This window comes from Bartonella sp. B35(2025), assembly GCF_053794465.1.
Genome location: NZ_CP200035.1, coordinates 488,391 through 502,391, shown reverse-complemented (window position 1 = coordinate 502,391; position 14,001 = coordinate 488,391). Strand labels below are relative to the sequence as shown.

The 14,001-nt window shown below is 34.5% G+C and carries 4 protein-coding genes and 1 pseudogene; 1 reads left to right on the top strand and 4 read right to left on the bottom strand.

The features are described from left to right. The first annotated feature begins 72 nt into the window (after positions 1-72). Positions 73-654: a CDP-diacylglycerol--glycerol-3-phosphate 3-phosphatidyltransferase gene (pgsA, locus tag V4P56_RS02015; RefSeq protein ID WP_455482420.1), complete on the top strand. Its 582-nt coding sequence runs from the start codon at positions 73-75 to the stop codon at positions 652-654. 99 nt (positions 655-753) lie between these two features. Here pgsA and ndk read toward each other — a convergent pair whose 3' ends face one another. The 4 genes and pseudogenes from ndk to bafA (V4P56_RS01995) form a co-directional block, all read right to left on the bottom strand. Further along, positions 754-1,176 (bottom strand): nucleoside-diphosphate kinase, encoded by a 423-nt coding sequence (gene ndk / locus V4P56_RS02010; RefSeq protein WP_455482419.1) that lies wholly within the window; start codon positions 1,174-1,176, stop codon positions 754-756. 411 nt (positions 1,177-1,587) lie between these two features. Then, positions 1,588-4,473 carry a BafA family autotransporter gene (bafA, locus tag V4P56_RS02005; RefSeq protein WP_455482418.1) on the bottom strand — a complete coding sequence of 962 codons (2,886 nt, stop codon included), beginning with the start codon at positions 4,471-4,473 and terminating at the stop codon, positions 1,588-1,590. A gap of 409 nt (positions 4,474-4,882) precedes the next feature. After that, positions 4,883-7,453 (bottom strand): annotated as a pseudogene (locus V4P56_RS02000) (autotransporter outer membrane beta-barrel domain-containing protein). Positions 7,454-7,824: 371 nt separating this feature from the next. Next, positions 7,825-13,470: a BafA family autotransporter gene (gene bafA / locus V4P56_RS01995; RefSeq protein ID WP_455482417.1), complete on the bottom strand. Its 5,646-nt coding sequence runs from the start codon at positions 13,468-13,470 to the stop codon at positions 7,825-7,827. Positions 13,471-14,001: the final 531 nt, after the last annotated feature.

Below are 14,001 nucleotides of genomic sequence, written 5' to 3'. Positions count from 1 at the left end.
CTTGTTTCATAATCTTTACCTTGTTACGCTTATTAGACATATTATGTTTCACAAAGAATTGAAAATAACTCAATGAAAAATCATACTTTTTCTTTTCCAAATATTTTAACTTATGCACGGATTGTCGCAGTACCAATGGTTGTTGCGTGCTTTTTTTTAGAAGGACGATTACAATCAAGCGATATAGCACGCTGGGTTGCTGTTTCCATTTTTATAGTTGCGTCTATTACTGACTTTTTTGATGGTTACCTAGCTCGTATTTGGGAACAAACATCTAATATTGGTCGCATGCTAGATCCAATTGCAGATAAACTTCTTGTATCTGCCTGTCTTTTATTGCTTGCTGCAGATAACACTATCGCTGGGTGGACACTGTGGGCAGCTATCATCATTCTTTGCCGAGAAATTCTTGTATCAGGATTGCGCGAATATTTGGCTGAATTAAAAGTCAGTGTTCCTGTCTCTCGTCTCGCAAAATGGAAAACTTTTGTACAAATGATAGCTATTATCTTTCTCTTAGCAGGACCAGCTGGGAATAAAATTATCCCTCATATAGAAGAACTTGGTATCGCTATGCTTTGGATAGCAGCTCTCCTTACATTATGGACAGGATGGGATTATTTTCGCGCAGGCTTAAAGCACGTTATACCATAAAAAATAAAATTCATCCATCCCTCTAAAAAAATCTATAGCCTCATAAAAAGAATCCTGAAGCGGTATCTTCCGGGATTCTTCATTTTATCCGTGCTTTTATTAGCCAACAATTTCTATCTCAGAAAACCAAAAAGCGATTTCTGTTTTTGCGGTTTCAATGCTATCTGAACCATGAACAGAATTTTCACCAATCGACAAAGCATGTACCTTACGGATTGTTCCTTCCTGCGCATCTATGGGATTTGTAGCACCCATCACTTCACGGTTTTTAGCAATTGCATTTTCACCTTCTAAAACCTGCACAATAGTCGGACCAGAAGACATAAATTCGACCAACTCTCTAAAAAATGGCCGTTCTCTATGAACAGCGTAAAACCTTTCAGCTTCACGCTGACTCATCCACACACGTTTAGATGCAATAACACGTAACCCCGCATCTTCAAGCATTTTTGTAATTTCTCCTGTCAAATTACGACGTGTTGCATCTGGTTTTATCATTGAAAAAGTACGTTCTACGAGCATTTGACTACCTTTTATTTCATTTACCAATATTATCTAGCCGTTCTATAACGAACAAGAAGCTTATTGCCAAGTGATTGTAGAAAATCCGCACCAATTTTTAAAACTATATAGCTAGTTAAAGAGAAAATGTTATAAAAAATAGAAATATCAGCGATACCTAATTTCCCTATCACAGTATTGCTATTCTTCTTACAAAAATTAAAACTATTTGCACAATCCGCCTCCCTTTTTAATTTTTTTATCATTTAGAGAGATTATGATATAAGTAACAAGACATTCTACAATAAAACATACCGCCTGTTGTGATCAAAATGTCTCTGTATTTTTTTAAAATTGTTCTCTGATCACCAAATATATAACTTATAAAAAATAATTATACATTTAAGGATAATCAAAGAACAAAATATATCATTAAAAACTATAGCGCACACCCAAGATACCTTGAAGTAACTGCTTAGTCTTGTGCCCTTTGAGATAATAGGCTTCCGCATAAAACTTTAATCGATCACTAACAAAACTGCTTAAACCAACTCCAAATTTACCCGAATTCCCAGATAAATCCGTAGTAAATTTATGCTGTTTATTAATTGTCGTGTGGTTGTGCTCTATATTCTCACGCAACCAAGCTGCCGCAATATAAGCCACTGATGGAGTATCCATATCAGATCCAAATTCATAACCTAACGATAATCCAATCTCACTACGTAATGAAGTCGATGGACTTATATCACCAGTCATACCATTGGAAAGCTTTATTTCTTTATCTTGAACTTGTAACCAAGTTAATTGCCCATAAGGCTGCATCCAACCACTCTGTGATATATTAAAACGATAACCTACTTCAAATGACGTACCTACTGCCCACTGTTTATAATCTCCTTGAATAGAAATACCATTCGTAGAAACAGCTTTTAAATTATTTTGATAATGATTGTATTTCAAAACACTATCTACATACCATCCACTATGATCAAAATAAGTCGCATAAGTTCCGATGCTATAACTGTTTATGTCACTAGTACCACCTCGAGCATGAGCAATGCGTGCTTGGTTATAACTACCAAAACCACCAATATAAAACTCTCCATTAACTAATTCACTGAGACCATTAATACCTAACACTACACCTGTTTGATCAAGCTTAAAATCTGTATGGCCTGTAGAAAGATGCTCCTTGTTCTTAATCGCATATGTCCAGAAAGTAGCACTCTTCTTGTTTCTATCTAAAATTCCTTTACCAATACGTATACTTTGTAACTCACTATTGAAAATAAGCTCAGGAGTTACTGCCATAGATAATACTGCATCAGTTGATGGGGTCGTCAAAAAGTGAGAAGCTAGTAACTCCTGTTTTAATTCTGGAGGATCTTGACTTTGATGATTTGGATCCTCAATCGTCTGATAAACCAAGGGTGGAGCAGCTAAAGAAATAACAGGCTGCTGTGTTTCACTCGGAGGCTGACGATTATCACCCAAAGACGACATCTCAACAGCTCCCTCTTGTGAAGGTGAAACAGCTAAGAGAACGGGAGGATGATGTTGCTCACTCGAAGGTTGATGATTATCACCCGAAGATAACGTCTCAACAGCTCCCTCTTGTGAAGGTGAAACAGCTAAGAGAACGGGAGGATGATGTTGCTCACTCGAAGGTTGATGATTATCACCCGAAGATAACGTCTCAACAGCTCCCTCTTGTGAAGGTGAAACAGATGGAAGAACAGGAGGTCTTCTTCGACCCGAACGACGATGGCCACCCCTCAAATCAGATAACTCAACAGTTCCATCTCGTAGAGATAAAGCAGTAAAAGGAATAGAATTAGAAGAATTAGAAAAATTTTGACTTAAATGCCGAGGAGGTCGTCTTTTAGGTGATGGTTTAACTGTATCTTCTTCAGATAAAATAGCAGATAAATCAACTCCCTCTGATACTGGATTAAGACGCTTTAAGGAAGATTTTTTATGTTGTGACCTACCACTCCCTGCATCAGAATATGATGCATGAGGTTTCTTAATCACGCGCCGTTTATAGGATTCTGTATGTTTCGGCTTACCCATCTCCACACCTAAATACCAAATTTGTAAATTATCACTCTTGGCTCTCTTTTGTAAACTATACATATAAGTTCCACCATCAACAGCATCAATTAGGTTACCAGAATGATCTGTTAAAATAAAGTTAGCTCCTCCGTTCGTGCTTTTGTCTGTTATTAAATTAAGCTCAGTAATAAAATCACGCTCTCGTGCAAAAAAGTTTGTAATCTCAACACCGGAATCGACAACACTTATCTTATGGTCACCTTCACCATTATTAATTACCAAATAATCGCCACGCCTTTTTTGACTGTTGGTATTAAAATGAAAATGTAAATTACCTGAGAGCCTTTCAACATGAAGTGAAGAATGGTGTGGATCATAACCAATGGAAGAAAAACTAATGGTTCCATTACCACTTAAATTTTCAACATGAATATTAGGATTATCTTTGCTACCCCGTGACCCGACAAAAAATAATGTCTCATCACTTCGCCCTTGTATAGAAAAATCTTTTTGTGTAACCTGGCTGGTGGCATCACCAACATAAAAATGAAGACGACCATTGCCATTAACCTTTGTTTCTCCTTTTAATTCTGCACCAGCGTACACCCATGAATAAGCGTGATCATTAATTGTTAAATTTTCTACGGATCCACCAGGATACACCACTTGAACAGCATCGTTATATAACGTTACCCTTTTAGCACTACCGCCATCTAAAACATGCTGCCGGCCATCTTTAAAGACAGTGGTATTTGAAGCAACTCCTCCCTCTTTTTTATGCCCTCTATAAAGATTTTGTTCTCCTCCACCCATGACTTTTGTATCCCAAGCATGCCCACCATCATACACATTTTGTTGTCCAACTGTTTCATCTTTACCATGAACTATAGCCTGATAAGCGCTGCTTAATCTAGAATTCGTAAAATCTTTAGAGCTTCTTTCCTCGAAGATAAACTGCTGACCTCCATCAATTTTAGTACTTATTGCAGTTCCCTTACGGGTAACTATTTGCTTTCCACCTAAATTAACAACAGCATCCTTGGAAGTCCCACCATTCTCAACAATCTCTATGCCGCCATTCTCAATTGTGGTTTTATTGCTAAAAAGCGTAATAATAAGTGCCTGGTCTTTTGGCACTACCTTTTCATTAACTATCATCTTGTTTAGTAATGCGCTTAAAGCCTCCTCCGCATTTGCAATTTGCACAAGACAACTACTGATCATCAATACTGAAAAACTTAATTTGCATTTATGCTGCATAATTCACACTCCGATATCAATAATTAGACTAACATCCCGCAACTACATAGGTAGCTTATTTTAGATTGTATCATAATGTGTTTTATTTATGTTTTTATGTATATTATAATTGTAATATTATAATTATTGTGATATTATATTCTGTTCAGCGTCTGTGAATTACTGAATCAATGACTTATAATCTGGAGCAAAAAGAACTAAAAAAATGCACATCATATCTTAAATAAAAGATACGATATGCAACAAATGCAATAATTAAAATGAGAAGCTATATCATTGATAGTAAGTTAAGAGTGTGAGATTATCTTTGGATATCTATAAAATTTTAAGAAATATCACCTAACCACTGAGTATTTGGTTTGTAAAATCAACCATAATTATAAAGCTAATAAATGAATAAAATACATACTTAAAAATTATAGCGTATACCCAAAATACCTTGAAGTAATTGCTTTGTCTTATATCCTTTTAGATAATCAGCTTCTGCATAAAGCGTTAATTTATCATTTACAAAACTATTTAAACCAATCCCTAATTTACCAACGTTTCCAGACAACTCAGTAATAAATTCATGCTGTTTATTAATTGTTGTATGATTATTATTCATATTTTCATACAACCAAGCCGCCGTAATATAAGCTGTTAATGGAATTTCTATGCCAACAATAAATTCATGTCCTGCAGATAACCCAACTTCACTACGTAATGAAATAGACGAGCTTATATCACCTCTCATACCATTGGAAAGATTTATTTTCTTCTTTTCAACCTGTGCTCCCGTTAACCTGATATAAGGCTGCATCCAAATATTTTTTTCTGTCTCAAAATGGCGCCCCATCTCAAATGATCCACCAATCGCCCATTGATTATAATTTGCTTGAATAGCTAAAGCATTTGTTGATAAAGCCCTTAGATTATTTCTATAATAATTGTACTTCAAAACGCCATCTAAATACCACTCACGATTATCAAAATAAGTAGCATAAGTTCCAACACTATAAACATCCATGCTACTAATGCCGCCTCGTACATGAGCAACGCGCGCCTGATCATAACTGCCAAAACTACCAATATATAACTCCCCATATGTTAATTCGTTTAACTGATCAGCACCTAATACGATACCAGTCTGCTCAAGCTTAAAATGCGTATGACCTGTAGCAATACGTTCTTTACTCTTGATTGCATGTACCCATAGTCTGTTTTTTTTCTTATTTTTATCTAAAATTCCTCTTCCAGTGCGTATATTTTGCAGCTCATTATTGAAAACAAGCTCAGGAGCTACCGCCATAAATACTACCGTATCAGTCAAAGGAGTCGTTGATGGATGAAGGGATCTATTGGGATTTGGCCCACCAATATAATCTGCAGCTAAATACCAAATTTTTCCTTTTTCATCCTTTCTCTGTTTGAAACCATACATATAAGTTCCACCATCAATAGCATTAATTTTTGTCCCATAGAAATTTACTAAAGTAAAATTAGCCTTTGCACTTTTATCAGTAATTAAATCACGCTGTTGTGAAGAAGGTTCCGTTATTTCAATGCCAGAATCAATAACGCTTATTGTATGATGACCCTTACCATCCTCGATGAAAAGATAATCCCCACGATTATTCGCAATAGTAGTGTGGAACTCAAAATGTAAATTACCTGAAAGATCATAAACATAAAGCTGAGAATAGTATGGATTAGACCCACTATAATTAAAAATTACCTTTCCATCCCCACTTAATTTTTGAATTAAAGAACTTTTTCCATCAAAATCAGTAGCAATAGAATATAATTTTGTATTTTCTCCATTTAAAGTAACATTTTCTACTTCAGTACGGTGCTGATCATCTCCTGCATAAATATGAAATTTTCCAAAATCATGAATTTTGGTATCTCCTTCTAATACCGCACCAGCATATGCCCATGATTGAGCATGATTATTAACTGTTAGATTTTTTAAATATCCACCAGCATATATCCCTTGAATAGCAGTTTCATTTAAAATAGAGTTAACAGCTCTACCTCCTGCTAAAATACGTTGTTTACCGCCACCAAAAACTTGAGTATCGAGTACAAAACCACCATTTTTTGCGTTTTGAGAATTTTTAGCAACTTCTTGTATTCCTCCATTCATAATTTTCGTATTCAAAGCAACACCATCATCATACACTTGCTGTTGCCCAAGTGTTTTATTTTGTCCATAAACTACAGTATTATAAGCAATGCTGCCTAGAGTTTGACCATTAACAGTCCCTTCTCCCCAAATAAGCTGTTTACCACCATAAATTTTTGCATCCTCTGCTTTTCCTCCATTTACAATTCTTTGTTCTCACCCCTTTAAAACAGTAGTATTTTTTGAAAATCCTTGCTTGCCATTTAAAGCCTGAATATTCTCGATACCAGTATCCTCAACTTTAGTATTCTCGCTGAGTCCACCTTCATAAATAAAAAGCTTTGCACTACCTCGAACTATATTATTAATGGATCGACCTGGTTTATTTGTAGAGCCACTATTTGAAATATAAGCTCTACCGTTATTATCGAGAATAAAATCTTGTAGAAGTACTCCATCCCTAATAAAAATAAGTTCAGGCTCTTCATTTTTTTCTTTTTTCAATAACATAATATTTCTTTCTTGTGTAATATGATTTATACTATGATTAATATTGCTATCATGCTCCCATATTTTATTAATCAATATTTCAGGATTTTCATTCATATTAATGCTGTTAAGATCATTTAAAATACTCATTCTATGAGATTCTTCTATAATGATACCGCCTTCAAATGTCTTAACTTTTTTATGCTCTCCTATTTTAGCCTTTTTATCAGGTTGAGAATAAAATAATTTCTTGTTTGTACTATAGCTTGGAGCCTAATAAAAAAATTTTACTCCACTTTCATCTGCACTTGCAAGGTGTATAAAACAACCATTAAATATGAACATCCAATAACCCAATTTCCACTTACATTGCACATATCGCATAATCATACCCTTCCCTCTCACGTTCAATGAACAAATATCAAGTGTAACTAGCTTTTAAAAAATTATTTTCAATCTAAAGTTTTTGAATTCTTTTCAACCCTTTATTAATATAGAAAAAAATTACTCCTTATACTTTATAAAATTTCTTATTTTATAGAGAATACAGAGTAATACCCATATTGCTTCTTCTTAATTTTTTTATCATTTAGAGAGATTATGATATAAGTAACAAGACATTCTACAATAAAACATACCGCCTGTTGTGATCAAAATGTCTCTGTATTTTTTTAAAATTGTTCTCTGATCACCAAATATATAACTTATAAAAAATAATTATACATTTAAGGATAATCAAAGAACAAAATATATCATTAAAAACTATAGCGCACACCCAAGATACCTTGAAGTAACTGCTTAGTCTTGTGCCCTTTGAGATAATAGGCTTCCGCATAAAACTTTAATCGATCACTAACAAAACTGCTTAAACCAACTCCAAATTTACCCGAATTCCCAGATAAATCCGTAGTAAATTTATGCTGTTTATTAATTGTCGTGTGGTTGTGCTCTATATTCTCACGCAACCAAGCTGCCGCAATATAAGCCACTGATGGAGTATCCATATCAGATCCAAATTCATAACCTAACGATAATCCAATCTCACTACGTAATGAAGTCGATGGACTTATATCACCAGTCATACCATTGGAAAGCTTTATTTCTTTATCTTGAACTTGTAACCAAGTTAATTGCCCATAAGGCTGCATCCAACCACTCTGTGATATATTAAAACGATAACCTACTTCAAATGACGTACCTACTGCCCACTGTTTATAATCTCCTTGAATAGAAATACCATTCGTAGAAACAGCTTTTAAATTATTTTGATAATGATTGTATTTCAAAACACTATCTACATACCATCCACTATGATCAAAATAAGTCGCATAAGTTCCGATGCTATAACTGTTTATGTCACTAGTACCACCTCGAGCATGAGCAATGCGTGCTTGGTTATAACTACCAAAACCACCAATATAAAACTCTCCATTAACTAATTCACTGAGACCATTAATACCTAACACTACACCTGTTTGATCAAGCTTAAAATCTGTATGGCCTGTAGAAAGATGCTCCTTGTTCTTAATCGCATATGTCCAGAAAGTAGCACTCTTCTTGTTTCTATCTAAAATTCCTTTACCAATACGTATACTTTGTAACTCACTATTGAAAATAAGCTCAGGAGTTACTGCCATAGATAATACTGCATCAGTTGATGGGGTCGTCAAAAAGTGAGAAGCTAGTAACTCCTGTTTTAATTCTGGAGGATCTTGACTTTGATGATTTGGATCCTCAATCGTCTGATAAACCAAGGGTGGAGCAGCTAAAGAAATAACAGGCTGCTGTGTTTCACTCGGAGGCTGACGATTATCACCCAAAGACGACATCTCAACAGCTCCCTCTTGTGAAGGTGAAACAGCTAAGAGAACGGGAGGATGATGTTGCTCACTCGAAGGTTGATGATTATCACCCGAAGATAACGTCTCAACAGCTCCCTCTTGTGAAGGTGAAACAGCTAAGAGAACGGGAGGATGATGTTGCTCACTCGAAGGTTGATGATTATCACCCGAAGATAACGTCTCAACAGCTCCCTCTTGTGAAGGTGAAACAGATGGAAGAACAGGAGGTCTTCTTCGACCCGAACGACGATGGCCACCCCTCAAATCAGATAACTCAACAGTTCCATCTCGTAGAGATAAAGCAGTAAAAGGAATAGAATTAGAAGAATTAGAAAAATTTTGACTTAAATTCTTAAGAGATCTACTCCTTCGTGGTAAATTATCAATAAATACTGGAGTCAAATACCAAATTTTTCCTTCTGTATTCTCGTCCTTTCTTTGTCTTAAACCATACGCATAAGTTCCACCATCAACAATTCCAGTTTTTGTACCAGAAAAATTTTGCAAAGTAAAATGAGCTCTCCCGCTTTGATCTGTAATTAAATCAAGATTAGTTGAAGAAGGATCAACAATCTCGATACCAAAATCTACAATGCCTATTGTGTGATTACCGCTACTATTCTTAATAAAAAGGTAATCACCTTTTTCTTCTGCAAAGCTAACATTTAAATCAAAATGTATGCTTCCTGAAAGATTATCAATATAAAGATGAGAATAATACAAATTAGACTCCGCAGAGGTAAAGACAACCCTCCCTACACCCCTTAATGTTCGAATCTGAGAACTTTTGTCGTCAAATTTACTAGACACAGAGTATAATATAGCATCTTCTCCATTTAAATAAATGTCTTCTGCTGTAGTTGTATGAACATCTTCCCCAGCATAGAGATGGAGTTGTCCAGAATCATAAACTGTTATTTCCCCTCCTAATGTTGCACCAGCAAAAACCAACGAATTAGCTTTCCCTTTAATTGTTAGATTTTTTACGTGTCCACCAGCATGAACTTCCTGAATAGCATGAGCATGTAAAATAACAGTATCTGCCTCCCCCCCTGATAAAATACGCTGCATACCACCCTCAAAGACCTCAGTATCAACAGCTAAACCACCCTTTTTTAGTGCAAAATTATCATCATCTGCAAACCATTTAGCAAGATTTTGTACCCCTCCATTCATAATTTTTGTTTTAAAAACTATTCCATCATCATACACACGCTGCTGTCCTAGTACGGTACCCTGACCGTAAATTGTGGTACCATAAGCATTGCTTCCCATAATCCTACCATCCATATAACCCTCTCCGAAAACAAGCTGATCACCACCATAAATTTCAACTTTCGCCGTAGTTCCTCCCCCCTCTACCCTTTGTTGCCCACCTTTATAAACAATCGTAGATTCTGAAATTCCTTGTTCGCTAATAACTTCAAGGCCACCATCTTCAATTGTAGTATTTTTGCCAAAACCACCTGCTTCAACATAAATTGTTCCAGATTTCTGAATTGTATTATTAATAGATCGATTAGGAACACCTGCTTTTCCATCATCAGAAATATGAACCACCTGATCATCACGAAGTACAAAATTTTGCAGAATTAATTTATCTTTATCAATACCAAAATTATTTATATGAGAATTGGCTATAAAATCTTTTGAAATTGCAACATCTTCTTCTTGTTTAGGCAATCCAACTATAGGTAACACCATATTAGATGATGTGATTAAAGGAATAGCAATTTTATCTGTAGGAGCCAAATACCAAATTTTTCCCCCCTCATCATCTTTCTGCTTTAAACTATATACGTAAACCCCACCATCAACAGTATCAATCTGTTCACCAGAGAAATCGGTCAGAGTAAAATGAGCTTTTCCACTTTGATCTGTAATTAAATCAAGCTCAGGAATAAAATTATTCTCTTGTGAAGAAGGATTAGTAATTTCGATACCAGAATCAATAACACTTATTGCGTGATAACCTGCACCTTCTTTTATAAAGAGAGAGTCGTTACGATTCTCTGAAAAATTTACATTAAGCTTGAAATTTAAATTACCTGAAAGGTTGTTTATATAAAGCTTAGAGTAATGCGGATTAAATACGGTAGAAGTAAAAATAACACTACCATTACCACTTAAATTCTTAACTAAAGAAGTTTCACCATCGATATCAGCAGAAATAAAATATAGCCTGGTATCTTTTCCATTTAAATAAATGTCTTCTGCTGTAGTTGTATGAACATCCTTCCCAGCATAAAGATAAATTCGTCCAGAATTATTAACTGTTGTTCTCCCTTCTAATATTGCACCATGATGCAGCCATGACTCTGCTCGATCATTAATCATTAGATCTTTTACATATCCACCCAAATTTATTTTTTGGATAGCAGTTCCAGATAACATAACATTAAAAGCCTTACCCCCTACTAAGACATTTTGCTTACCACCAGAAAAAATTTGAGTATCAAATGCAGTACCACCATAATCTTCTTCATCAAGATTATAATCTTTTACATAAAGATTTTGTACCCCTCCTTCTATGATCTTTGTGTTATAAACCACTCCACCATTATACACATTTTGATATCCCGATGCTTGATCTTGACCAGAAACTACAGTACCATCAGCATTACTTCTTACCAACTTACTTTTACTCTTCCCAAAAACAAACTGTTTACCTCCGTAAATTTGAGTTCCTTCAGCTTTTCCCCCATCCTCAATACTTTGTTGCCCATCTTCATAAATAACCGTATCTTGCGAAATTCCCTGTGCCTTAATAATCTCAATACCGCCACTCTTAATTTTAGTATGTAAATTTAAACCACCATTATAAACATAGATCCTTCCACCATTCTGAACCGTATTACTAATCGAAACATCTCCATCGCTGTTACTATTATTATCGCCTACTTCGCTATGAAAATTAAAGCTAGGATCGAAAATATAAATGGCTCTATCCTTATAAATTATAAGATCTGTTAACACATCAGTAGAAAGATCAGTTGATACATTATCGACTGGTGTATTAGGGATAAAATCAGAAATTGTAAGAGTCTCTCTATTATCTATAGTATAATTCTTATCTAAATACCAAATTTTTCCTCTATCCTTATTTTTTCTGTATTTTAAACTATACATATAGGTTCCAGCATCAACAGCGCTAATTTTTTCACCAAAAGTATTCGTCAAAGTAAAATGAGCTCCCCCGCTACGATCAGAAATCAATTTAAGCTTTTTGTGAGTAGAATTTGTAATTTCAATACCAGAATCGGTAACACTTATTGTATGATAACCCGTACCTTTTTTCTTAATAAGGAGATAATCACCATGCTGCTCAGCAAAATTGGTATTGAAATCAAAGTGCAAGTTACCGGATAGATTGTTAATATCAAGCTGAGAGTAATTCCTATCAGATCCAGTAAAAGTAAAAATAACTCTACCACTGCCGCTTAAATTCTTAATATTAATCGGAGACTTTTTACTATGAGTTTTAGTAGCAATATAGTATAATCTAGCGTTTTCTCCATTTAAAATAAGATCTTTTACTTCCGTAACAGGTTCACCATCACCAGCATAAATATAAAGGCTTCCAAAATCATTAATGTTTGTGACCCCATCTAATATTGCACCAGCATATAACCATGATTGTGCTTGATCATGGATTGTTAAATCATTCACATATCCAGTCTTATGTACTTCCTGAATAGCATGATCGTATAAAACAACATCTCTAGCTTTCCCTCCTGCAAAGATGATCTGCATACCATTTTTAAAGACTTCAGTACCAAGTGCTAAAGCGCTATTACCATCCTTTGTACCATCAATGTTTTGTATACCTCCTCTCATAACCTTTGTGTTAAAAGCAACCCCACCGATATGTATATTTTGTACTCCTGGTATTTTGTCTTGACCATAAATCACAGTATCATAAGCACTACTACTGACTATCTCACCATTAATATCACTTTCTCCAAAAATAAACTGCTCACCACTATAGATTTTAACCTTATCCGCACTTGCACCATTTTCAATAATTTGTTTTCCACCTTTTTTAACAATAGCATATTCTGAAGTACTTAGATTTTGAACGAACTCAGTACCATCACTCTCAATTATGGTATCTCTACTAATACTTGCTTCATTAATGTAAAGTTTTCCACCATCTTGCACTGTATTATTGATAGAATACCCGCCGTTTTTATAATTAAAGCTATTTTCTTTTTTACCAGAATTCTTATGATTATGATTGACAATATAGATGGTACTGTCACTACCAATTATTGAATTTGTTAATACCTCAAAAGAAAAGCTTTCTACTCCCTTTTCTTCTTTTAATGGCTCCTCTGGTGCTATTACCTGTTTATTCGGTATTCTTTTTGAATCTTTTGATTTTTCTTTTAATCCTTTTATTTTTGGTAATGACTTTTCCATTTCTCCTAGCTGCTTACTTACTTCTAGGAATATTAATGGGCTTTCTCCTGGAAATGCTGCCCCATCTGCATTTGCAACATTTACAAGAAAACTACTGGTCATTAATGTCCAAAAGCTTAGTCTCAATTTACGTTGCATTATCTATACTCCACGTTTTCCATACTCTACGGCTGTGCAAATAAAAAATTGCATATTTTAAAAAAGCTACACGCAAAAAATACCACGATATAACCGCTCAGCCTTATGTTCTTCAGAATGGAAAGCCAGCCTACACAAAACATTAAGTGCATTGAAACATAACTGATCGAATATTACGTATGCGTTTAAAAATTTTGCAATTAACAGTAGAAAATGTCTTTTATACAGCTAAAAAGTGTTTTATCATATTCACATAAAGCTTTTTTAACATTTTGGAGAGATTAAAATACCAACCTATGAAATCAAATTTGATTCTTACACTAATAAAAATAGCCTTGTGTATTGAAGAAATTGTATTGTTTATAGAAATATACTTCTACCTTCTACAACATTTTAGGTAGTATTTTTATTATGTTTAATTTAGATATATCTATAAGATAAATTATCCATGCTTATTATATCTTAAATTAATTATTCTGATTATTAGATTATAATAGTATCGAATTGGATTATAATAACACCGAATCAACA